Source organism: Paenibacillus sp. B46(2026), from assembly GCF_056786355.1.
The window spans coordinates 3,623,585-3,648,863 of sequence record NZ_CM165907.1; the positions used below are offsets into that span (position 1 = coordinate 3,623,585).

Consider the following 25,279-nt stretch of genomic DNA (forward strand, 5'->3'; position numbering starts at 1 on the left):
ATCAAACTGTTGAGCACAGTAAAACGCTGCTGAAAGTGGGGAGACATTATTTATGATTCCATTAGTGTACGACCAGATTAACCATTGGGGAAAAGACGATGAATTTTTCCTTGCATTGTTAAAGAGATTAAAAGTAGAACTTATAGCTGACCTGGGCTGTGGAACAGGAAGATGGACTACTCATCTTGTTGCGTGCGGTTATAAAATTACCGCTATAGATCCCAATGAAGAAGCGATTGAAATGGCGAGAAGTAAAGATAATTCCGGAAATGTGAATTGGATCATAGGTGATAGTGCAGATTTACAAACCAATACCTATGATGCGGTAATTATGACAGCCAATGTTGCACAGGTATTTCTTACAGATGATAGTTGGAAGCGAGTAATCTCAGACGTATTCCGATCCCTAAAACTGGGGGGTCACTTTATTTTTGATACAAGAAACCCTTTGGTAAAAGTATGGGAAGAATGGGAGAAGGACAAAACTCCTGACTTAGCTAAAGATAGACTAAGCGGAGATCCTTTAGAAATTTATACAGAATATGAAGGGTTTGAGGGAGATATTTACACTTTCTATGAAATTGTAAAAAATACTAAAACAGACAAAGTGTTAGTTCATGAAAAAATGCAGCTGCGGTTTCGAAATCAAGAAGCATTCGATGAGTCGCTGAAACAAATAGGTTTTTCAAAAGTTAAAACATATGGTGATTGGGAATTTAAACAAGCAAATTCTGAGAATGGATCGTTTATTTTTCATTGTGTAAAATAGCAGTTAGTAAAAAAATGTCGAGGGACCAGAACCCATTGAACACAATTCTTATTCCTAAAATAACTACAGACATTGTTTATTCAGACCCATTCACTGAAATTTGTTCATATATGATGAACTGGAGTATGATGAGGGAAGGCAATGCTGATAATTACCATATAATCAATGCCATGTATAGAGTGTAATTTGATATAGGTCTAAAGCTTTTGGACCCGGCTATACAACACCATACTTCCTTGAAGGGGGACATCTGTTTTGGATGAGCAGTTTCTAGATTTATTGGCCGAGAAGTATGATACGGAAGAAAAAATCATAACAGAGATCATCAACCTTGAAGCGATCTCCAATCTCCCGAAGGGAACCGAGCATTTTGTCAGTGATTTGCATGGGGAGTTTCAGGCTTTTCAGCATGTACTACGAAACGGTTCGGGTACCGTCAAAGAGAAAATCAAAGAATTATTCCGAGAGGTTTGGACGGATCAAGAAATCAATGATTTTGCGGCGTTGGTTTATTACCCGGAAGAAAAAATACAGCTGGTTATAGGGGAACTGAGCAATAAACAGGCTTTGAACCAGTGGTATAGACTAACAATTGAACACATGCTTAAGCTTATTTCTTATGCCTCTTCCAAGTATACACGCTCAAAATTGCGTAAAGCTCTGCCTGAGCAATATGTATATATTGTAGAAGAGCTTTTATACAAGACGGATTCGACCAACAATAAGGATCCTTATTACGAGGAAATATATCGGCAAATTATATCCTTGGGCCAGGCGGACAATCTCATTATCGGCCTTGCTTATACGACACAACGCCTGGTGGTTGACCATCTTCATGTGGTTGGAGATATCTATGACCGGGGGCCGTACCCCGATAAAATTATGGATACACTGATCAACTACCATTCTGTAGACATACAGTGGGGGAACCATGATGTCCTCTGGATCGGAGCCTACGCAGGTTCTCTGGTCTGCCTTGCGAATATTATTCGAATCTGCGCCAGGTACGACAATCTGGACATCATTGAAGATGTATACGGAATCAATCTGCGCCCACTGCTAAATCTGGCGGAGAAATATTATGAAGACAATCCACCCTTCAGACCTAAGCTGCAGGCTGGCCATAATGTATCGGAGCAGGAAATTCTGCAGATCACCAAAATTCACCAAGCCATTGCCATGATTCAGTTTAAACTTGAAATCCCGATTATCAAGAGACGCCCATACTTTAATATGTCTGAAAGACTTTTGCTGGAGCAGATTGATTACGACAACAATGAAATCAATATCTGCGGTAAAACGTACCTGCTGGAAAACACCTGTTTCGCAACCGTAAATCCGCAGAAGCCTGAACAATTGCTGGAGGAAGAACGCCAGGTGATGGAAAAGCTGCTGTTTTCCGTTCAGCATTCCGAAAAGATGGCCAGACATATGAATTTTCTCATGAAAAAGGGCAGCCTTTATTTAAAATACAACGGGAATTTGTTAATCCACGGCTGTATTCCTTTGGATGAAGAGGGAAATATGGAAGAAATGCAGATTGAAGACAAGACATATGCGGGCCGTCAATTGCTTGATGTTTTTGAAGATTATTTACGTTACGCCTTTGCGCATCCGGAAGAGACAGAAGATCTGGCGACGGATATGGTATGGTACATCTGGACAGGGGAATGCTCCTCGCTCTTTGGAAAGAGAGAAATGACCACTTTTGAACGGTATTTTATCCAAGATAAAGAAGCACATAAGGAGAGAAAGAATCCTTACTACCATTTACGTGAAAATGAAGAGATCTGTCGAAAAATCTTGCAGGAGTTTGATTTGAATCCAGATCATGGACATGTCATTAACGGCCACACGCCAGTCAAAGAAATTAGTGGAGAGAATCCTGTAAAAGCAAACGGAAAAATGATCGTGATTGACGGCGGTTTTTCCAAAGCCTATCAATCCACAACGGGCATTGCCGGATATACCTTGTTGTACAATTCCTTTGGCATGCAGCTCGTCGCCCATAAGAAATTTAATTCAAAAGAAGATGTGTTATGTAACGGAACGGACGTGTTATCTCTAAAAAGATTGGTGGACAAAGAACTGGCGCGGAAGCTGGTGAGGGAAACCAATGTCGGAGAAAAGCTGCTGCAGAAAATCTCAAATTTGAAGGATCTATTAGACTATCGCTACATGAAATGAAACGATTGCTAAAAGTACACATCCGGATCAACTGTTTGAGTGCAATTTGACGTAGACGCTCGTATTGGGCAGGGAAGTAATAATACCCTGTCTGTGCGAGCCTTTCTTTTTTTACAGAGCGATTTAACAACGCAGAGGAAATGCGAATATGCCTGCTGGTTCCGCTATCTTGACAGCTAGGGTATTAGATACAACGTCGAATAAGAATAATATGTTAGTGTCCTCTTGACTGTTTTCTGTGAAAGATATGAACGTTGAACTTTATAACTTACTGTTGAGCTAACAGAGGATTTCAATTGGTAGAGGGGAGGAAGATATGGACTACAATTCACGGAAGGAAGCAGTGTTTGAGACGAAACGGTTCCGTAACTGTACCATAGCGGCAGGTCGTCGTCATACCGTTGCTCTTAAATCTGACGGAACAGTAATAGCTGTGGGTGATAATAAATACGGTCAATGTAAGGTAAGCGATTGGTGCCATATCGTCGCAGTTGCTGCTGGTAATGTTCATATGGCTACGAACACCGGTAATGCACATACAGTTGGTCTTAGATCTGATGGTACGGTAACAGCTATAGGTTGGAATAAGCATGACCAATGCAATGTAAGCGAATGGCGCGATATAGTAACCGTTTCGGCAGGTTGGTGCCGTACTGTTGGGGTTAAATCAGATGGCACCGTGGTTGCGGTGGGGCGAAATAATGAAGGGGAATGCAACGTGAGCAGCTGGCGCGATATTGTATCGGTCACGACGGGTGACTGGCATACAGTCGGTCTAAAATTAGACGGAACGGTAACAGCAGTTGGTAACAATAAGTATAACCAATGTAGCATAAACGACTGGAGCGACATATTAGCTGTTTCGGCGGGGTATCTTCATACGGTTGGGCTTAGATCGGATGGCACGGTAGTGGCTGTGGGTAGAAATAATGAAGGTGAATGCGACGTAAGCGGTTGGCGCGATATTGTAGCAGTTGCAGCGGGGAGTTATCATACCGTTGGTCTTAAGTCTGACGGTACAATGGTTGCTGTGGGTTCGAATAAACATCACCAATGCGATGTAAGTAGCTGGCACGAAATTCGAGCTATTTCTGCGGGGTGTGCCTATACAATTGGACTGAAATCGAATGGTACGATGGTTGCTGTGGGTGATAATGATTATGGACAATGTGATGTAAGATTATGGAGTAGCATCAAACAATAAATAAGGGAATGTTATATCGAGGGACAAGATCATGGTCCGATTACCGATCAGCGTACAGATAATCGGTTCTTCTCTCCATAAATTCATTGAGTTAACGAGAAAGATAGTCCATATAGGGTATGGGGGTATAAAAATATGTTGACTAATATAGGGTAGGGGGGTATTGTATTGTACAAGAGCTTGATGAGACCTGAAAAACTGGCCTCGAGAGTTTAGCCCATCGTTTAGGTCAAACTAAACCAAAAAATCACCCACAAGAAGGGACGAAATAAGATGAAAAACATTGTTTTGAATGTACAAGGTATGAGCTGCCAACATTGTGTAAACTCCATCGAAGGTGCTCTGAAAGAAATCGGAGTGAGTGGCAAGGTGAACCTCAGTGATGATTCGGTTGAAGCGACGTATGATGAAAATCAAGTCTCCTTGGAGCAAATTAAAGAAGTTATTGAAGCGCAAGGCTACGAAGTAGCGTAAGTAATGGACGATGAGGGGAGTGAGTTATTGTGGCAACAGCAGAGGCTCAGACAAAACAGTCGAGTATACAAATTACAGGTATGACCTGTGCAGCTTGTGCAAACAAAATCGAAAAAGGCCTCGGTAAAATGAACGGGGTCACATCAGCAAATGTTAACTTTGCTTTGGAAAAGGCAAGTGTAACGTATGATCCCACGAAAGTGGAAATGAAAGAACTTGAGGAAAAAATCAAAAAACTTGGATATGGTTCCGTATCAGAGGTTGCGCAATTCAATCTTGAAGGCATGACCTGTGCAGCATGTGCGAACAAAATTGAAAAAGGCCTGAATAAGCTGCCCGGAGTTACTAACGCTTCAGTAAACTTGGCCATGGAAACTGCCCGAGTTGAATTTTCCCCTGGTGAAGTTTCCATCGAAGACATGAAAAACAAAGTGAAAAAACTCGGTTATACGGCGATCGTCAAGCAAGACGGTACCAGTAATGGTGCAAGTGACCATCGTGCTAAAGAACTGAGTAATCAAAAACGGAAATTACTGATTTCGGCGATTCTTTCCTTGCCGTTGTTGTGGACTATGGTAGGTCACTTCTCGTTCACTTCATGGATCTATGTACCGGAATTGTTTATGAATCCGTGGTTCCAACTAATTCTGGCTACACCAGTACAATTTTATATTGGTAGACAGTTCTATGTGGGTGCGTATAAGGCTCTCCGAAACGGGAGTGCCAACATGGATGTGTTGGTATCACTTGGTACCTCTGCAGCCTACTTCTATAGTTTGTATTTGACCATTCAATGGTCAAGTATGGCTGACGGGATGCATCATGGTCCATCCCTCTATTATGAAACGAGTGCGGTCCTTATTACATTGGTTCTTATGGGTAAATTGTTTGAATCACTTGCGAAAGGTCGAACATCAGAGGCTATTAAATCACTAATGAGTCTGCAGGCGAAGACGGCATTAGTGGTTCGGGATGGCAAAGAACTTACCATTCCAGTGGATGAAGTCATTGTAGGAGATGTTGTCCTTATTCGTCCAGGAGATAAAGTACCTGTAGACGGAGAGGTGCTGGAAGGGATCTCATCTGTAGATGAATCCATGCTTACGGGTGAAAGCCTTCCAGTAGAGAAAAAAGTCGGAGATGCTGTGATTGGAGCTACGATTAATAAAAACGGTATTCTTCGGATCAAAGCAACCAAAGTAGGTAAAGAAACCGCTCTTGCACAAATTATTAAGGTTGTTGAAGAAGCTCAGGGATCAAAAGCACCAATTCAGCGGGTAGCCGATGTGATCTCGGGCATATTCGTCCCGATCGTTGTAGGGATTGCAATAGTTGCTTTCGTGGTTTGGTACTTCTGGGTTACACCAGGTGATTTTGCAGGTTCGTTAGAAAAAGCAATTGCGATTCTTGTTATCGCATGTCCTTGTGCACTTGGACTTGCAACCCCAACATCCATTATGGCGGGGTCTGGTCGTTCGGCTGAACTAGGGGTGTTGTTCAAAGGCGGGGAGCATCTGGAGCAGACGCATAAAATTGATGCGATCCTTCTGGATAAAACCGGTACTGTTACAAAAGGTAAACCTGAATTGACTGACGTCGTCGCTCTTGGCAATGAAAATGAATTCCTGAAACTTGTTGGAGCTGCAGAGAAAAATTCTGAGCATCCACTTGCAGAAGCCATCGTTGTGGGCATCCAGGAACGAAATATCGAACTACCAGGAACACAATCCTTTGAAGCATTTCCGGGTTTCGGAATCCAGGCAATGGTTGAAGGTAAACAGCTACTCGTGGGTACACGTCGACTGATGGAAAAGTATAATATCGATGCAAAAGCAGCTTATCATTCGATGTCACGTTTGGAAGAAGCGGGCAAAACTGCGATGCTGGTTGCCATTAATGGTCAATATGCAGGTATGGTCGCTGTAGCAGACACAATTAAAGAAACTTCGAAAGCTGCAGTGAGCCGTCTGAAAGAAATGGGCATTCAGGTCATTATGATTACAGGTGACAATGAACGGACGGCAAAAGCCATCGCTGCTCAAGTAGGTATTGACCACGTTCGTGCAGAGGTCTTGCCTGAAGGAAAAGCGGAAGAAGTGAAAAAACTGCAATCTCAAGGGAAGAAAGTGGCGATGGTTGGCGATGGTATCAACGATGCACCGGCTTTGGCAACTGCAGATATTGGTATGGCGATTGGTACTGGGACAGATGTAGCGATGGAAGCAGCTGATGTAACACTCATGCGCGGCGATCTATCCAGTATTCCTGATGCTATCTACATGAGTCGTAAGACCATGCGCAACATTAAGCAAAACTTGTTCTGGGCACTTGGTTACAACACTTTAGGCATCCCTATTGCAGCTATCGGTCTGTTAGCACCATGGGTTGCAGGCGCAGCGATGGCCTTGAGTTCGGTATCCGTCGTTCTGAACGCCCTGCGATTGCAACGCGTAAAAGTACGTCACTAGTCAAAGTACTAGAATAGGAGCGAACATAATGATGATGAGGAGTAAAAAAATCATGCTAATGTTAACCGGTGTTTTAGCTTTCGGTGTGTTGTCTGCTTGCGGAACCCCTAAAGAAAGTGCACATACAGATGGACATGGTGGTATGAATCATACTGAGATGAATTCTGAAACTGAAGGTGCGAGTCATGATCATGCAGGGCCTCATGCTGATTCAACAGCAAGTACCCTTAAAGCCTCGTTCTCCTTTGCATCAGATGTGAAGGCCAATGAAAATTCGCATCTGACAATCCAAATCACGGACGCCGATGGAAATCCGGTTAATGAATTTGAAATGGGCCACGAAAAACGAATGCACCTTATCGTGGTGAGTAAAGATCTTTCTTACTTTAATCACATTCATCCTGATTATAAAGGCGATGGAAAGTTTGCGATGGAAACTTCATTTCTAGCCGGTGGCGAATACAAAATCCTTGCCGACTTTGTTCCAAAAGGTGGAGCGAGTACTACACTCAGTGAATGGGTGAATGTTGGGGGACAAGAAAAAGCCCAAAAGCCTGTTCAAGCGGATTCCAATCTTGTAAAAGAAGTGGATGATAAAAAAATTGAACTTTCAGTGAGTAGCACAAAGGCCAATGAAGACGTAAATCTGACCTTTAATATCATGGATGCGAAAACGGACGAAGGGATCAATAATCTGGAACAATACCTCGGTGCTGTAGGTCATGTTGTTATCCTTTCTGAGGATGCAGAGCAATATCTGCATGTTCATCCAACAGAGGAAAAGGCAACAGGTCCAAAAGCGGAATTTATGACCTCCTTCCCGCATAGCGGAATCTATAAAATCTGGGGTCAATTCCAACATGATGGGGAAGTCTTTACAGTACCTTTCGTCGTAAATGTAAAGTGAGTAGAGAGGTATGAGCATGGGAGATAAAATTAAAATAGCGATTAGTCCAGCAATCCAACTTGGTGGAAGCTTATTCACTCCGGAGCAACTAGTTAAAATTGGCGAGATTATTGGTCCAGATTCAAAAGTGGAGATGACACCCTTTAAGCAACTCTACGCAGAAGTATCGATTGAACAACGAGATCAGATCAAAAATAAACTTGAGGATCACGGTCTTGAAATAAACCCTGCAGGATTTGTAACCAAAAGTCTGATCGCTTGCAACTTTTGTAGAGGTGCAGAAGAAGCAGGCATGGAAACAGCCAAAAATTTAAATCAAGCCATTTCCGGTATCGATACGCCTGCACCACTCAAGATTGGATATGCAGGATGCGCCTTAGGCACTAGTGAACCGTTGATTAAAGATATTGGGGTCGTAAAGATGCGCGATAAGTTCGATGTTTATGTTGGTGGCGAGTTAAAGGGGCTTAAACCCTCCTTTGCCACGCTGCTAAGTTCCGGACTAACGGAGGATCAGCTTATTCCTTTTGTCACCGCAATTGTTGATTATTATAAGATGCATGCGAAAGGCAAAGAAAAGTTCAGCAAATTCGTTAATCGAATGACACTGGAAAACTTGAAGTCTATGACTCTTGAAAGGGGGTGAAAACAGTGAAAGAAGCAACTGTAAAAATTCAAGGTATGTCTTGCCGTTCTTGTGTATCTAAAATTGAAGGTGCAATTAGCGCTCTTGGCGCTGAAGGCCACGTTAATTTTGAACAAGGAACAGTAGAACTCCGATTTGACGAATCTAAAATTCAAATCGCTGAAATTGAAGAAGCGGTCCGTAAAAAAGGATATAACGTCGGAGCGTAATATATATTGAAATACAAGGGAGAGTAATTGGGCATGACGGAATCCATTCAGATTTATTCAATCCCATCCTGTAGCGATTGCAATTATGCTAAACGTTACTTTAAAGAGCATGAACTTCCCTATACGGATTACAATTGTGAAGAAGATGTCAAGTACGCTGAGGAAGTCTGGAAGTTGACTGGCAAACAGGTTGTTCCAACCATTGTCATTGGAGATAAGGTCTTTGTAGGCTTTGCCGAAAATCTAACTGAAATCAGTGAGTTAGTTAATTAACTCTTACGACCCCGGTCAACTTTTGACCGGGGTTATTCTTAATAGAAATAGCCCTTTGACTGGTATATCGTTGTAGGAGGGGAGGGTATAATATGCTTACAAGATGCAGTAGATGGTTGCCCAACCGATTCAATCTTGGTTGATGACAAGCCGTTCTCTTAGCACGTACCATGATACTTCTTACTCCCTTTACATAGGGTAGGGGGGGATGGTAATGTGTAATAAAGGAGTTGATCTACATGGATGATACGATACTTGAGGACGCCTCATGTGACCATACATCTTCAAACGAGCGGAAAAGCCATCATTCGGAGAGTACGAAGCGAAAATTAATTAGCCGGTTGAATCGGATTGAAGGGCAAGTGCGTGGAGTAAAAGGAATGATTGAGAAGGATACGTATTGTGATGACGTGTTGCACCAAATTGCCTCCATTCAATCCGCGTTGAATGGAGTAGGAAAGCAGCTTTTGGAACATCATATGAAAAGCTGTGTCATTGAACGCATTTCAGAAGGCGATCACAAAGTTTTGGATGAATTGATGATCACTGTAAATAAGTTAATTAAATAAGCTAGAATATTGGAGGTACCTCTTGTTGTATTCAGGCAAATGCCCCATCAAGGTTAATTTTATTAGGGTTAGTGATGGAAAGAATGTCAGGAACAAGAATATGCTCCCGTTGAGTCGCTATTATAGCGGCTTTTTTTATTTTATGGCTTTAGCCAGTTGAGTGCGTGTAACACGCGAAACAAAAAAACCCCGCTATGCGGGTGGAGGGACCTGAGGTTTGAGCACCAAGACCGTTCCGATAAAATTAGATGTTCAGGCTGGGTGAAAGGAATGGTCTAGGGTGGCAAACAAGAGCTGCAGCCTAGCTCACACAAAGTGGATGTGCAAATACCACATTGTATTCACCCCGAAGTATAGACGGAAAGAAATCTATAATCAAGTCAGAAAAGATTTAATTGAAATATTCAAACGTCTATGCAAGTACAAGGGAGTAGAAATTATAGAAGGTCATATGATGCCCGATCATGTCCACATGCTGGTAGCGATTCCACCGAAGATTGCAGTCTCAACATTTATGGGCTATCTAAAGGAGAAAAGTTCGCTCATGATCTTCGAAAAGCATGCCCAGCTCAAGTATAAATACGGGAATCGAAAGTTTTGGGCAGAAGGATACTATGTAAGTACAGTGGGGTTAAATGAGCTACGGTAAAGAAGTATATTCGAGAGCAAGAAGCACATGATCAAGCGTTAGATAAGCTGAGTGTAAAAGAATACGAAGATCCATTCAGCAGTAATCGGAGTAAAAAGAAGTAAAACCAGTTTAACTGGTAAGTGAAAGTGACAAATAACACTGAGCCTGAACAGCCCTGTTGTCAGGCTAGCTTCTTTAGGCGCAGTTTGGCAACAGGGGGTTATATCCCAAGAGCAAACCACCCGTTGGACGGGTGGTTCTGATTATTTATTGACAAACACATGTAGTTAAAACTTGAATAGGCAGCATTGGAAGAGACCAAGCCTGCGAGTTAGTCCAGGTGCGAGCGGATTTCCACACTAACGTCAATATTTGGGTGATATAGCATCGTTTTGAGTTATAGAAAGTACTCTAAATGACTATATTGACAAATTTAACGCCTTCCACTAAGATAATCGTACAAGTAAATAATGAATATAATCAGGATTGTTACTGATCAGCAGGCAAGACCGATTAATATGCAAACATGTAGAGTATAAATACCATGTGTGCACTATTAATGGTCTTTTTTTATTTGCTAAATTCTGTTAACGTTTCATTTTAAAAGGAGATTCGTATGAAAATCACGCGAATTATTAATAATAATGTCGTCTGCGCTGTAAATGAAAGACGTCAGGAGATGATGCTTCTAGGAAGTGGCATTGGTTTTCAGAAGAAAAAAGGAGACGATGTGGACACAGAGAAGATTGAGAAAGAATTTTTCCTGAAGTCCAAAAATGTAACTGGCAAATTATATGCCCTGCTCGCGCAGATTCCGATGGAGTACATCCGTGTGTCCGATAGTATTATTCAATATGCCAAGCAGTCCTTGGATAAAGAGCTGAATGAAAATATATATTTGACGCTAACAGACCATATTAACTTCGCCGTATCACGCTATAAACAGGGAATGAACTTCAACAATGCGTTATTGTCTGAAATTAAAGCATTCTACGCCAATGAGTATCGAGTGGCTTTGAAGGCTTTGGATATGATTAATCAAGAATTCAACATTACGTTGCCTGAAGATGAGGCCGGCTTTATTGCGCTTCATATTGTCAATGCAGAACTCGGATCTGAAATGGAAGATACCATGAAGATCACGCAATTGATTCAAAAGGTCTTAAATATTATTCGTTATCAGTTCAAAATTCACTTTAACGAAAGCTCCCTTCACTACTCCAGACTGATCACGCATCTAAAGTTTTTTGCCTATCGTCTGTTTAACAATACGGTGATGAAAAGTAATGATAGCGATTTCCTCAATATTATTAAAGAAAAATATAAGCTAGAGTACCAATGTAGTCTAAGAATTGCGCAGTTGATTCGGGTAGACTATGGGAAAGAATTAACCGAAGACGAATTGGTATATTTAACTGTTCATATCAAAAGGGTGACTGATGAAGAAAGGGATTGACCCATCATCGCTCCATAATGACTATACTAGGATTGTTACTGGTGATGCAGGCAAGACCTAGAGTTCCATCGTGTATAGAGCATATCTATATTCGATAGAACTCTAGGTCTTTTTTTGTAAAAGAATACTTTGAAGGGGGAACAAAAATGAAACATGAACAAACGGCTACCGACATTCTAAAACTTGTTGGTGGTGAAAAAAACATTGAAAGTGTTACACACTGTGCTACCAGGCTGCGCTTTAACTTAAAAGACGAGTCGATTGCAAACAACGAAGCACTGAAAAACGTACAAGGAGTTGTGGGCGTTGCCAGTAGTGGAGGTCAGTATCAAGTAATTATTGGTAATGAGGTCAACAACGTCTATAAAGCCCTTGCGCAACTAGGGAACTTTACAAGCAAGAATGATGCTCCAACTGTGAAAAAAGGAAAAGTCTCCACTGTCCTGGACACGATTTCCGGAATCTTCACACCCATCCTACCGGCGATGATCGGTTGCGCCATGATTAAGGCAGTTCTTCTTATTTTGAAAACCTTTGATCTCGTTGACCTTGACGGTCAATTTAATACGATTATGACTTTCGTCGGGGATGCGGCTTATTACTTCTTGCCAATGCTGCTCGCTTGGAGTGCTGCTGTTAAACTTAAAGCTAATGTGGGCTTTGCGTTAACAATTGCGGGTATCTTGTTACATCCTAGCTTTTCGGCGTTGATGTCTGCGGGTGAGCCTGTTACGTTCTTCGGTCTGCCTGTCACACAAGCGACGTATTCTTCTTCCGTTATTCCAATTATTCTAGCTGTATGGATCCTGTCATATGTGGAACGATTTGCTGAAAAGTATTCTCCTTCCGTGATCAAATCCATTTTGAAACCTTTAGTTGTAATACTTGTTATGGCACCTCTAACATTAATTATTCTAGGACCATTGGGTGCGATTGCCGGTAACTACCTTGCTTCTGCTGTATCCTATGTCAATACACACGCAGGATGGTTAGTGTCTGGTATTATTGGCGGCGCATTCCCTTTCCTGATTCTGACGGGGATGCACTATAGTTTGGGACCCGTTGTCCTCACTGCTTATGCACAAACAAAAACCGATGGCATTGTTGGCCCAGGTATGCTCGTACACAATATTGCTCAAGGTGCAGCTGCGCTCGCGGTCGCATTAAGAACCAAAAATAAAGCGTTTAAACAAGTTGCTTACTCTACTAGCGTAACTGCGCTGTTAGGAATTAGCGAACCTGCATTGTTTGGTGTAAATCTACGGTTAAAAAAACCACTGATCGCTGTTGTCATTGGTGGTATTGTAGGCGGAATATACGTTGGCTTGTTCGGTGTAGCTCGATCTGCTCTAGGCATTGCCGGCTTGGCTACGTTACCAGCATTTATCACAGATAATCCATGGAACCTAATCCATGCAGCAATTGGTCTGGTCATTGGCTTTGTTGTTACCTGCTTGATGACGCTTATTTTAGGATTTGAAGATGTGCCTGAGGATGGAGAGGATCAACGAACACCAGCCAATTCATCTTCAACAAACCGTGTGCCTGTTGTTAGTGTTTCTGAACATGTACTCACAGCACCAATGACTGGTCGAGTTCTAGAGTTATCAACAATAAAGGACGAAGCCTTTGCAACTGGAGCTATGGGAAAAGGGATCGCCATTGAACCTACAGTTGGAAAGCTTGTTTCACCAGCCGATGGTGTAATATCCGCAGTATTCCCTACCTTCCACGCAATCGGTATTAGCTCGAATAATGGCGCTGAACTCCTTGTTCATATCGGCATGAACACGGTGAAGCTGAAAGGTGAACATTTCAAGGTGCATGTACAAGAAGGTGATGAAGTAAAAGCTGGGGATTTACTTATCGAATTCGATACAGATGCAATAGCCGCCAAAGGTTATGATCTGACTACACCTATTATTGTTACGAATTCAGATGACTTTACAGATGTAATTGGTATAGACAAACCATCGATTACGATCGGGGAAAAACTAATTAAGATCATATAAGGAGCCATTCCTGTAATGAAGTAATTTGAGCTTTGAATGAAAAATGCGCCTTTAGTATACTGGGAATCGTTGTTCCGACCAAAGAACAATACCCACATACGAAAAGAGGCGCACAAATGAAGTATAAGATGAAACAGAAACAGAATCAACGTATTACGCGAATTACAGAAGATACGCTAGTCATTGGAGCAGACATTGCCAAAAAGATTCACGTAGCTAGAGCGGTAGATTTCCGTGGCATTGAATTAGGAAAAGACTGCGTGTTCTACAACGATCAGGAAGGGTTAACTAGGCTAGTAACATGGATGAAAGAACTTCAGGAGGTTCATCTGAAAACGGACATTGTTTTCGGAATCGAGCCTACCGGGCACTACTGGTTTCCGCTAGCCGCTTTTCTGGAAGCTCGAGATATCAAGATCGTCATTGTGAACCCGCATCACGTAAACAAGAGCAAGGAACTTGAGGATAACTCGCCGACGAAGAGTGACTATAAGGATGCCAAAGTCATTGCAGATCTCATTCGAAACGGGAAGTACTCGGAGCCCAAATTGCCGGCGATGGAATATGCCGAACTACGCATCCTCATGAATTTCCGTGAGAAGGTTATGGTGAGTTTAAACCAAGTCAAGGCGCGTGTGCATAACTGGTTCGACCGCTATTTTCCAGAGTATTTGAGCGTGTTTAAAGATTGGGAAGGCAAAACTTCCTTGATGACAATACGCCAGTTTCCGACACCGGAAGAGATCGTCTCTACAGGCGCCAGAGGCGTTCTCGCACACTGGAAAACGGAAGTGAAGCGTGGAGTCGGTATTAAGAGAGCGGAAAAGCTCTTTGCGACAGCCGGGATATCCATCGGGCTTACCGAAGGGTTACGAGCTGCGAGACTGGAGCTTCTGAGCTTGCTCGACCAGTATGAGCTTTTCTCTAAACAGGTGGAAACGACCATGAAACAGGTCATGGACATCTTGAGTGAGATACCGGGAACGACGCAGATGTTAAGTATCCCAGGCGTTGGCGCGGTTACCGTTGCAGGATTTCTGGCTGAGGTTGGCGATCTGAGTCATTACGACCACGGGCAACAAATCATCCGGTTGGCGGGCTTGAATCTAAAAGAAAATAGTTCTGGTAAGCGTAAGGGTAAAACTGGCATTACCAAGCGTGGACGATCTCGACTAAGAGCCCTATTGTTCCGTTGCGTCATGCCAATGGTAGCTAAGAATGAGGAGTTCAAGGCCCTTCACAAGTATTTCACAACACGAAGTCAAAATCCGCTGAAGAAAAAACAGTCGCTAATCGCGCTCTGCGGCAAACTGATACGCGTCCTGCACACGCTGGGGACGAAGGAAATAGAGTACAACGCAAACGAAGTTCTTGGTCCTGTACGACAAGCGCAGTTACAACAGATTGCAGCTTAGTTCAAAGAATCAATAGCCTGAAATCTCGACTCGTTCACAGATGTATAACGAGACAATTGAAGCACCGGAGAAGCCGAAGAATACCATTCCATAAGGGCAACGACCCCGTTTAGGAGCAAGAATCGGCCTCCACCCCTTGGCAGGTAGAACGAAGGAATGTAAGGGCAATGACCCCGCGTGACATGGGAGGGTGAACCCCGAGGGAGATGTGGAGATCCACTGTGCGATCATAAGCATGACCACAGTTTGGATAAAAAATGGAGTCCAAGCTCTGTTCCCGTCACCGGTCATTACAGCAAAATCTGGTTCTGAACCAATATTCCTCCATCAAGCCAAGATGTCGAAGTTGTAAATCTACGAATGGACGAGAAAACAGGCGAAAACATTACTTTATAGTGGGAGGAATTTCCAATGAAGAACACAACTGTATTCCCAGACTCTTTTATGTGGGGCGGCGCAACAGCGGCGAATCAATACGAGGGTGCCTGGAACATTGATGGTAAAAAGGCAAGTACAGCAGATATGATGACGGGTGGAACGCATACTACTCCAAGACGGATCACTAAACACATTGAGGAGGGCGTAAACTATCCTTCCCATGAGGCAGTAGACTTTTACCATCATTACAAAGAAGATATCCGTCTGTTTGCAGAGATGGGCTTTCGATGCTTCAGAATGTCCATTGCTTGGTCCAGAATATTCCCCAACGGGGACGATGTAACGCCAAATGAAGCAGGACTTCAATTTTACGACAAGGTGTTCAGTGAACTGAAAAAGTATAATATTGAACCCATCGTTACGATCTCACATTACGAAGCTCCGTTTGCGCTAACTGAGAAATTCAATGCTTGGGCTTCCAGAGAAATGATCGACTGCTACGTACGGTATTGTGAGACCATTTTCACCCGTTACAAGGATGTCGTGAAGTACTGGATTACATTTAATGAGATCAATAGTTTAATTGTTCCAGCAGGTGCATATATAGCAGGGGCATTATTAGTTGATGATAGTGGTGTATTTAACAATACGGTTGTGGATAGTACGCAATTAAGATTCCAGGCTTTACATCATCAATTTATAGCAAGTGCAAAAGCTGTCAAGCTTGCTCATGAGATTAATCCTACGTTCCAAATCGGTTGTATGATTAATTATAGTCATGGTTACGGAAGTACATGTAAACCGGAAGATATGTTGAAGGCTCTGAGAATGGATCAGATTAACAATATGCTGAGCAGCGATGTGCAAGTTAGAGGGGAATACCCTGACTTTGCCAAGAGATATTTTAATGAGAACAATATTCAGATTGAGATGGCAGAAGAAGACGTAGAGGTGCTAAAACAAGGCTGTGTTGATTTCTATAGCTTCAGCTACTACAAATCTCATGTAGTGGGTACCCGCCCAGAGGGTGATGAGACCCAGGGGAATGTCTTTGGTGGATTCAAAAATCCTTATTTGAAGGCAAATGATTGGGGATGGCAAATCGATCCAGTTGGACTTCGTTACGTACTCAATCATGTGTACGATCGGTATGGAATCCCTATAATGATCGTTGAAAATGGTCTGGGAGCGGTTGATGTCATCGAAGAGGATGGCTCTATTAATGATACGTATAGGATCAATTTCCTGCGAGATCATATCGAACAAATGAGAGAAGCTATCCTCGATGGCGTTAATCTTATCGGCTACACGGCTTGGGGTTGCATCGACATCGTTAGTGCCTCAACTGGCGAAATGGAGAAACGCTACGGATTCATTTATGTAGATAAGGATAACGAGGGCAGTGGTACCCTGAAAAGAAGTAAAAAGAACAGTTTCCACTGGTATAAAAAGGTGATTGAATCCAACGGGGAAAGATTGAATTTGGAAATATAAGGTCTGTTTGAATTCGTTTTAACAGACCAAGACAGAAGGATATGCGCCATGAACATTCGAGGAGGCCGCCGATCAACAGGATCGGCGGCTTTATTCGACTACCGGGCAGTAAAGTTTAGCGTAATCAACTTGTATCACCACAAAATAAAGTTTACTTGGTAAAGTCGTCTCCGCCTGTTAACGTCTTCGGAACGCTCCACCGCGCGCCAGAGCATAGAAAATCAAGAGAGCAATGATCGACCCGACGATCGCGGGTATGATATGAAATCCACCCACCACCGGCCCCCTCGGTCCCAACAGTTCATACCCTAACCACGATCCAACAAAGCCAGCAATGATATTTCCGAGTACGCCTCCCGGCACGTCCCGTCCAATCAGATTTCCACTTAACCAGCCAATTAGCCCACCGACAATAAGTATCCAGATTAGATACACGAATTAGTCTTCCTTCCATTGATTTATTACAAGTTATGTTTCGTTAGGGGGAATGTTGCGGATCATCTGCGAATCGACCATTAAACCATTTTCATTTTAATCCAAGGGTAGTAAAATCGGTTGTACCACCACTAGTATGAATGCTGATGCAGATGGGGATTGGAGATCGCCAGTATAGAAAGGAGGCGCTTAGGTGTTCATGTTTCGAAGTCTTTTTATTTTAGCCTTGTTGATGATATGTCTGATGTCAGGCTTGGCTGCTTGTTCTGAGTCAGAGCAATCGGAAGATAGGAGTGCTTCGACAAGGGCTGACTTCACGGAGCAGATACAGAGCCTTAATCTGAATCTGGAAGAACCGTCATGGAAGCTGGATACTACCCCCGTGAATCTAACGTGGTTCGTTGGAGCCGAATGGTACGGGCACACTTGGGGTGAGAGCCTGTCTTCCAAATATGTCACCCAAAAAACAGGGGTCAATATCGAATTTGAAGTATCAACTGGTGAACCAAGCGAGATGTTATCACGGATGTTGACGACCGGTAGTCTGCCGGATTTGATAACCATCGGCTCCTGGGAGAGTGCGGTTAACAAACTTCGGGAGAGTAATCTCATCTATGCCCTGGATGAGTTAGCCAATCAGTATGATCCTTACTTTTACAAGGTAGCAGGTGATGGTGCTCTACAATGGTATCGGCAGGAAGACGGCCATACCTATGTCATCCCCAATGATGCGTACAGTCCCGAACAGATGCGTTCAACCGGCTTGACGGGAGCGAACCAAACCTTTCTCGTACGTAAAGATCTGTATGAGTCGATGGGCAAACCGGACCTTACCTCACCGAAAGGTTTTCTAAATGCATTGCAATTGCTGAAGAATCAATATTCTGTTTATAAAGGCAAGCTGATCAGTCCGTTTTGGGCACAGGGGAATGCATCCTATGGGATGACCGAATATTTGCAAAATCTGCTTGCGATCCCCCATGAACAGAACGGTAAAGTATACGACCGAATGACAGATCCCGATTATATTGAGTGGCTGAAAACATTTCGTATCGCTTACGAGCAGGGCCTGATTAATGTTGATTTTCTGGTCGACTCCAGTGCACAGGTGCAGGAAAAAACCAACCATGCCCAATATTTTATGATGATTCGGGAATGGACAGACATATCGGACCTCAATTCGAAATTGGAAGTCCTTACGAATCAGAGTTCATACTATATTGCTGTAGATGGACCCCGGAGCAGCAGGGGAGAATCCGCCAAACTGTTTCCTGGCAGCATGGATGGCTGGATGGTCACGATGATTAGCAGATCCACGGAAAACCCTGAACGGGCCATCCGATTTTTGACCTATCTGGCCAGCGAAGAAGGCCAAAGGGATTTATTTTTGGGCAAAGAAGGTGAAACCTGGGCGATGAAGAACGGCAAACCGCAGTTGACGGCGGCAATGGTCCAGTTGCATGACACGGATCGGGAGCGGCTGGAAAAGGAATATGGCATTATGGATACCTACTGGATGCTGCGAAACCCTGCTTTCGTTAACAAGTGGAGACCAGAGAATGCCCCATCCATTAAGCAAATGGAGGAGTTCGCCAACCAACAGGCCGATCTGGACAGCGGCATCTATAAGGGACTAGATCCTATAGGGGATTCCGATATAGCGTTAGCCTGGTCACGTATTTCTCAGAATTGGGAAGAAGTGCTGCCAGAACTGATTACAGCGAAGGATGAAGCTGCCTTTGACAAAATTTTCGAAAATTTTCTGATACGTCGTGTAAACTACGGCTTTAACCAGGTGATGGAATATCGCCAGGCTGAACTGGAACTGCGGAAAGCCAAGATAGCCAGATAACCACTCCCTACTACATTGTTAACTATTGGCTAACTAGTGATATATGGTATAACAAAGGTGGTGAATACTTCAGAATGAAATACCTGCTAACGAGATTGAGGAAGCTTTATCGCAATGCCCGTATATCCCAAAAGCTGTTTCTGGCATTTAGCCTGATGATTGCCATACCTGTTATTTTGATATCCTTTGTATATATCCGCATGCAAGAAACCCAGCTATATAAGGATGCTATGGCAACGGGCAACAGCCACGTTACATGGCTGAATGAACAATTGCGCAGAAGAATGGACATGATTGAGAACGCTTCCAATACAGCCCTCACTCAAAAGTCATTTGTGGATTTTATTCATTCCAATATGCTTGTGGATGGACTGCGTCTGGTGAAGTTTAAGCAAAACCAGTTTGAGCAAATGCTTAATATCATTCAAAGCAATGCGATGATCAGTGAGCTTAGCTTTTACGTCGATAACCCAAACTTGTACGAAATCTGGCCGGAAATCTATCATTATAAGAAATTTTGGCCGCAGGATTATTGGGTAAAGCTTCGGGACGAAGGTGGTGCGGCTTACCGTTTATTTTCTTTTAGGGATGGTGAACACACATTATCCTACTATCGTCTGGTTCGCCTTCAAGGGCAGGAACAAAAACGCCCTAGTATTATGGAAGTGCGAGTCCCGCACAGCATGTTTTTCAGCGATTTGCTCCAGGAGAGCAAGGGGGACTTCTTTTCGGTGTTGATGAACGCAAGCGATCCTCCCGAGTATGTTTACAATCCCCAGCATGAGTTTTCTGAGAAGTACGGGCAGAGAATGGAGGAAATCCTTGGCAGTATTCACCGCCAGCTAGATATATTGCCGCAGGAAAGCCCGCTTCAGGTTAAGGTGGGAGATCAGAGCTTCTATGCATTGTATCGATACATCGCCCCGTTGAACACTTATGTGGTTGATATTGCTTCCCATCAGGCATTGATGAAGGGGCCGCGCAGTTGGTATGCATTTGTGGTAACGATTACAATATGTGTATTGCTGCTGATTATGTTACTCGTATCCCAAACGACGCGGCGTATTTTCCGGCGGTTGGACAGCGTACTGGTATCCATGCGTCAGGTACGGAAAGGCGAGCTGGATGCAATGATTGATACAGGCCTTGATGAGAACGAAAGAGGGGATGAAATCGATGAGGTGGCGGTGAATTACAATAAAATGTTACATGAGGTCAAACGTCTAATGACACAGGTCGTGGATAAGCAGTTAATTGCCAAAAACGCACAGTTGCACTCCTTGCATTCGCAGATTAATTCTCATTTTTTATATAACGCCCTGGAATCGATCCGTATGGTGGCAGAGGTACAGAGGCAGCCTGCTATAGCCAATTCATTGGTGTCGTTGGGCTCCCAACTACGTTACAGCATGCAGTGGCGTAGCGATACCGTTGCTTTTCGTGAGGAGCTTGCCAATATCCAAAGTTATATTGAATTTATCAACTTTATGGAAGGCGGCAGTATCGTTATGACGGCGGATCTTCCTCAGGAGATACTTCGCTACGCCATTCCCAAGATGTGTATGCAGCCCATCGTTGAAAATGCAGTTCATCACGGGGCACCTTCAGGCGGCAGGGTAACTATAGAGATTACCTTTTCTGTGGAGAATGACAGTCTGCTTTTCATTAACATAAGAGATGACGGAAAGGGGTTAGAGCATGAGATGTTACACCGTCTTCAGGCAGTACTGCGGAGCGAATCGGATACACCGATGGTTACTAGCAGGAGCGGACTTGGTTTGGAAAACGTGAATAAGCGATTGCAGCTTCATTATGGCCAGAATTGCGGTCTTTGGATTGATAGTGTGCAAGGTGCATATACCTGCGTAACGATACGTTTGCCTTGGGAAAATGGAAATCTTGGAGGGTGGTAGAGCATGATTAATATCCTGATTGTGGACGATCAAAAACACATTCGTGACGGCCTGCAGGCCATGCTGCATCAATTTCCTCTGGAGCTGAACAACATATACTCTGCCGCGAGTGGGATTGAGGCGCTGTCCCTATTGCGGCAGCATTGCATTCACATCGTTATTACCGATATTATGATGCCCGATATGGATGGGTTGACACTCATGGCTCAAACCAAAGAGGAATACATGGATGTGGAATACCTCATTATCAGCGGTTATAGTGATTTTACATATGCCCAAAAAGCTATCGGGCTTGGTGCAAAGGGCTACTTGCTAAAACCTTTGAAGCGAGAGGATCTGCAACATTCCCTGGAGCATGTATGGCAAGAGATCCAGACACGACAGGCACTTACGCATAATATGCAGCGTGTATCCCGTCTCGCCCAAGAGACCGATCGTAAAGAATTAAGAATGTTTATGCAAGGTGCGTTAAGTGATGACGCATGGATTTTTCAGATTGAGGAACAAAATGATGCGTTATGGCGTAATTATCGCCTAGCTCTGCTGCGGGAAGAAGTTTGCATGAACCAGCCCGGAGCCAGCAGCGCCCATAGCATGGAAGCCATTGCTTATCGTGTGTTTGGCAGACAAGGTTGTATTTGCCTGCAACATCGCCCATACCTGATCCTTGCGGTGGATGCGTCCATAGATCCAAGTGTTTTGCCTGCAGCGCTCAAGGAAGGAAAGATCGATGCCATAACGGCCATGACTAACCCGATTCAGGGGTTAAAAGAACTACCAGACAGCTATACCCAAGTGCTTGAGCTCTATCGCCACAGTTACCTGTTTCCTGATCAGTATAGTATCTTCCCAGCACATATTGAGCATATGGAACAGCAATGGCAACTTCCCTATGAAGACTTATATGAACTGTTCCAGTCGGTTGGAACAGATAACAGCGGAACAATTACTCAGGGTATTTCTGCAATATTTCACAAAAAGGTGCTGCAACGCTATCCTATTCGCTATACCCAACAGCTCTGCGCCGCCACCGTTCAGATGATGGAGGAATACGAACGAGTTATCCACCCTTATATGGGGGAAGAAGTGCTGGACCTTGAATCATTGCGTAATCTCTTTGATTATCAAGGGATGCGTGATTATATACAAGCACTGCAACAGCAGCTGCTTCGGCTGAATCAGTTATATTATGACTATAAGTGCAGCTATCGCAATTCGCAGGATCTAAATGAAGCCATTCGTTTTATACACGAGAGTTACCACAAACCGCTGGACCTCGCGATGGTATCCAATCATGTATCGCTTAATTATGCTTATTTTTCAAATCTGTTTAAGAAGAATATTGGTAAAGGTTTTGCTGAATACCTACGAGATGTGCGTCTGGATAAAGCGCGCAAGCTTCTCGCCGAAACCGATCATAAAATTGTTGAGGTGGCTGCTATGGTTGGATATGAAAGCTACAAAAGCTTTACACGCGCGTTCCGACTTGTGATGCAGATCCAACCCACAGAGTACCGACAGATGATGCGGCAGAAGGCAGAGGCACGAAGCTCATTACTATAACGCTATACCATGAAACAGCATAACCAAACGGACAATCTCCCTTGTTAAATATGCCAATTGAATCAAAAGCCAAAAAAATGGGATACCACAAAAACAATTGTACCTTTTCAGCAAATTAACCTATTCGATAGAATAAAGATATCCCCTATGTAAGCGATTTCCTTAATGCGCATGGATTGGGAGAAGCTATTATTCTATTAAAGGAGGGCAATTATGAAACCATCTCACTTTACGGCGAAACGGTTTATGAAAAAGGTACTCGGTATGTTCCTTGTGGTTGTGATGCTGGCTAGTATTGGCATACTGCCAGCTTCAAAGGTTCAGGCAGCGGGAACTACCATAACCTCAATGGAGTACTTCTCACCCGCAGACGGGCCTGTTATTTCAAAATCAGGGGTTGGCAAGGCCAGCTACGGATTTGTTATGCCTAAGTTCAATGGAGGCTCCGCGACATGGAATGATGTTTACAGTGATGTGGGCGTTAATGTAAAAGTAGGCAACAACTGGGTTGATATCGACCAGGCAGGCGGTTATATCTATAACCAAAACTGGGGGCACTGGAGCGATGGCGGCTTCAATGGCTATTGGTTCACCCTCTCCGCAACAACCGAGATTCAACTGTACTCCAAAGCGAATGGTGTTAAGCTGGAGTATCAACTTGTATTCCAAAACATCAACAAAACAACCATCACAGCGATGAATCCGACACAAGGTCCACAAATCACAGCAAGTTTCACAGGCGGTGCAGGCTTTACATATCCAACGTTCAACAATAATCCTGCGGTCACTTATGAAGCTGTTGCGGATGATTTGAAGGTGTATGTCAAACCTGTAAACAGCAGCACCTGGATTGATATTGACAATAACGCAGCCAGCGGCTGGATCTACGATCACAATTTTGGCCAATTCACTGATGGCGGCGGTGGGTACTGGTTTAACGTAACGGAGTCGATCAATGTCAAATTGGAATCAAAGACTTCTTCGGCTAATCTTGTTTATACGATTACGTTTAATGAACCTACAAGAAATTCATATGTCATTACGCCATACGAAGGAACAACCTTCACAGCAGATGCGAATGGTTCCATTGGGGTTCCACTTCCGAAAATTGATGGGGGGGCGCCAATCGCCAAGGAACTGGGCAATTTTGTATACCAAATTAACATCAATGGGCAATGGGTTGATTTGAGTAACTCCAGCCAGAGCAAATTTGCATACTCCGGTAATGGGTACAATAATATGTCCGATGCCAACCAGTGGGGATACTGGGCCGATTATATCTATGGCCTTTGGTTCCAGCCGATCCAAGAGAATATGCAGATTCGTATCGGCTATCCACTGAACGGTCAGGCGGGTGGGAATATTGGCAACAACTTCGTCAACTATACCTTCATCGGCAATCCAAATGCCCCGCGTCCAGATGTATCCGACCAAGAGGATATCTCAATCGGAACGCCAACCGACCCGGCAATCGCGGGCATGAACCTCATCTGGCAGGATGAGTTTAACGGAACTACGCTGGATACAAGCAAATGGAACTATGAAACAGGATATTATCTCAACAACGATCCCGCTACTTGGGGATGGGGAAATGCAGAACTGCAGCACTACACAAACAGCACTCAAAATGTATATGTACAGGACGGAAAGCTGAATATCAAAGCCATGAACGACAGCAAATCTTTCCCGCAAGACCCGAATCGGTATGCACAGTATTCTTCTGGAAAGATTAACACCAAGGATAAACTGTCCTTGAAGTACGGCAGAGTCGATTTTCGTGCCAAGCTTCCTACCGGTGATGGTATATGGCCAGCACTGTGGATGCTTCCACAAGACTCGGTATACGGCACTTGGGCTGCATCAGGTGAAATTGATGTTATGGAAGCGAGAGGCCGTCTGCCTGGATCAGTAAGCGGTACCATACACTTTGGTGGACAATGGCCCGTGAACCAGTCTTCGGGCGGCGATTATCACTTCCCGGAGGGGCAAACTTTTGCCAATGATTATCATGTATACTCGGTAGTCTGGGAAGAGGACAACATTAAATGGTATGTAGACGGCAAGTTTTTCTATAAAGTCACTAACCAGCAGTGGTATTCCGCAGCTGCACCGAATAATCCGAATGCACCTTTCGATGAGCCGTTCTACCTCATTATGAACTTGGCAGTCGGCGGAAACTTTGACGGCGGCCGTACTCCAAACGCCTCCGATATCCCGGCGACTATGCAAGTGGATTATGTACGCGTGTATAAAGAACAGTAATTTGCGATTTCGGATAGAGCGAATGAAGATCAGATGGAACAGACCCTGGGCAAACCGGAGAACCTGAAATCTCATACTCTAAAATAGGCTTACGACCGATTCCCAATATTTCTACCTGGGAATCGGTCGTTTAAATTTAGACTTGATAATTTAGTTCATCGG

General features: G+C 43.7%; 19 protein-coding genes and 1 pseudogene. 19 read left to right on the forward strand and 1 reads right to left on the reverse strand.

Translation table 11 applies throughout. The annotated features are described in order from the left end of the window. Positions 1-52: 52 nt before the first annotated feature. The 15 genes and pseudogenes from AC1S8V_RS16090 (at position 53) to AC1S8V_RS16160 (ending at position 17,092) form a co-directional block, all read left to right on the forward strand. Positions 53-769 (forward strand): class I SAM-dependent methyltransferase, encoded by a 717-nt coding sequence (locus tag AC1S8V_RS16090; protein ID WP_482069881.1) that lies wholly within the window; start codon positions 53-55, stop codon positions 767-769. Positions 770-1,024: 255 nt separating this feature from the next. Continuing rightward, positions 1,025-2,956 (forward strand): fructose-1,6-bisphosphatase, encoded by a 1,932-nt coding sequence (locus AC1S8V_RS16095; RefSeq protein ID WP_482069882.1) that lies wholly within the window; start codon positions 1,025-1,027, stop codon positions 2,954-2,956. 316 nt (positions 2,957-3,272) lie between these two features. Then, entirely contained in the window at positions 3,273-4,160 is an 888-nt protein-coding gene (locus AC1S8V_RS16100; RefSeq protein ID WP_482069883.1) for an RCC1 domain-containing protein, read from the forward strand. Positions 4,161-4,433: 273 nt separating this feature from the next. Then, a complete protein-coding gene (locus AC1S8V_RS16105) occupies positions 4,434-4,634 on the forward strand; it encodes a cation transporter (RefSeq protein WP_482069884.1) in 201 nt (66 codons plus the stop codon). 29 nt (positions 4,635-4,663) lie between these two features. Further along, entirely contained in the window at positions 4,664-7,102 is a 2,439-nt protein-coding gene (locus AC1S8V_RS16110) for a heavy metal translocating P-type ATPase (RefSeq protein ID WP_482069885.1), read from the forward strand. 28 nt (positions 7,103-7,130) lie between these two features. Next, positions 7,131-8,009, forward strand: coding sequence for a DUF8832 domain-containing protein (locus AC1S8V_RS16115; protein WP_482069886.1), 879 nt, complete (start codon positions 7,131-7,133; stop codon positions 8,007-8,009). Positions 8,010-8,025: 16 nt separating this feature from the next. Continuing rightward, positions 8,026-8,655 carry a nitrite reductase gene (locus tag AC1S8V_RS16120; protein ID WP_482069887.1) on the forward strand — a complete coding sequence of 210 codons (630 nt, stop codon included), beginning with the start codon at positions 8,026-8,028 and terminating at the stop codon, positions 8,653-8,655. Positions 8,656-8,660: 5 nt separating this feature from the next. Continuing rightward, positions 8,661-8,864 carry a heavy-metal-associated domain-containing protein gene (locus AC1S8V_RS16125; protein ID WP_482069888.1) on the forward strand — a complete coding sequence of 68 codons (204 nt, stop codon included), beginning with the start codon at positions 8,661-8,663 and terminating at the stop codon, positions 8,862-8,864. 33 nt (positions 8,865-8,897) lie between these two features. Further along, on the forward strand, positions 8,898-9,137 hold the full coding sequence (locus AC1S8V_RS16130; protein WP_482069889.1) for a glutaredoxin family protein: 240 nt from the start codon (positions 8,898-8,900) through the stop codon (positions 9,135-9,137). 239 nt (positions 9,138-9,376) lie between these two features. Continuing rightward, on the forward strand, positions 9,377-9,706 hold the full coding sequence (locus AC1S8V_RS16135) for a metal-sensitive transcriptional regulator (protein WP_127549284.1): 330 nt from the start codon (positions 9,377-9,379) through the stop codon (positions 9,704-9,706). A 319-nt stretch (positions 9,707-10,025) separates the two neighbouring features. After that, a pseudogene (tnpA, locus tag AC1S8V_RS16140) lies at positions 10,026-10,459 on the forward strand (IS200/IS605 family transposase). Between the two features lie 494 nt (positions 10,460-10,953). Next, positions 10,954-11,793 (forward strand): BglG family transcription antiterminator LicT, encoded by an 840-nt coding sequence (licT, locus tag AC1S8V_RS16145; RefSeq protein ID WP_145325385.1) that lies wholly within the window; start codon positions 10,954-10,956, stop codon positions 11,791-11,793. A 146-nt stretch (positions 11,794-11,939) separates the two neighbouring features. Further along, positions 11,940-13,805 (forward strand): beta-glucoside-specific PTS transporter subunit IIABC, encoded by a 1,866-nt coding sequence (locus AC1S8V_RS16150; protein ID WP_482069890.1) that lies wholly within the window; start codon positions 11,940-11,942, stop codon positions 13,803-13,805. A gap of 116 nt (positions 13,806-13,921) precedes the next feature. Continuing rightward, positions 13,922-15,220: an IS110 family RNA-guided transposase gene (locus AC1S8V_RS16155; RefSeq protein ID WP_482069891.1), complete on the forward strand. Its 1,299-nt coding sequence runs from the start codon at positions 13,922-13,924 to the stop codon at positions 15,218-15,220. A 411-nt stretch (positions 15,221-15,631) separates the two neighbouring features. After that, positions 15,632-17,092, forward strand: a complete 1,461-nt coding sequence (locus tag AC1S8V_RS16160; protein ID WP_482069892.1) for a glycoside hydrolase family 1 protein — start codon at positions 15,632-15,634, stop codon at positions 17,090-17,092. Positions 17,093-17,269: 177 nt separating this feature from the next. Here AC1S8V_RS16160 and AC1S8V_RS16165 read toward each other — a convergent pair whose 3' ends face one another. Then, positions 17,270-17,527 (reverse strand): GlsB/YeaQ/YmgE family stress response membrane protein, encoded by a 258-nt coding sequence (locus tag AC1S8V_RS16165; protein WP_074095306.1) that lies wholly within the window; start codon positions 17,525-17,527, stop codon positions 17,270-17,272. Between the two features lie 199 nt (positions 17,528-17,726). On the opposite strand from AC1S8V_RS16165, the gene AC1S8V_RS16170 reads away from it, so the two are divergent. The 4 genes from AC1S8V_RS16170 (at position 17,727) to AC1S8V_RS16185 (ending at position 25,117) form a co-directional block, all read left to right on the forward strand. Then, on the forward strand, positions 17,727-19,379 hold the full coding sequence (locus AC1S8V_RS16170; RefSeq protein ID WP_482069893.1) for an extracellular solute-binding protein: 1,653 nt from the start codon (positions 17,727-17,729) through the stop codon (positions 19,377-19,379). A gap of 74 nt (positions 19,380-19,453) precedes the next feature. After that, positions 19,454-21,292: a sensor histidine kinase gene (locus tag AC1S8V_RS16175; RefSeq protein WP_482069894.1), complete on the forward strand. Its 1,839-nt coding sequence runs from the start codon at positions 19,454-19,456 to the stop codon at positions 21,290-21,292. A gap of 3 nt (positions 21,293-21,295) precedes the next feature. Continuing rightward, the gene (locus AC1S8V_RS16180; protein WP_482069895.1) at positions 21,296-22,855 is read left to right on the forward strand and encodes a response regulator; all 1,560 of its coding nucleotides are present in this window, start codon (positions 21,296-21,298) and stop codon (positions 22,853-22,855) included. A gap of 213 nt (positions 22,856-23,068) precedes the next feature. Further along, on the forward strand, positions 23,069-25,117 hold the full coding sequence (locus AC1S8V_RS16185) for a glycoside hydrolase family 16 protein (RefSeq protein ID WP_482069896.1): 2,049 nt from the start codon (positions 23,069-23,071) through the stop codon (positions 25,115-25,117). Positions 25,118-25,279: the final 162 nt, after the last annotated feature.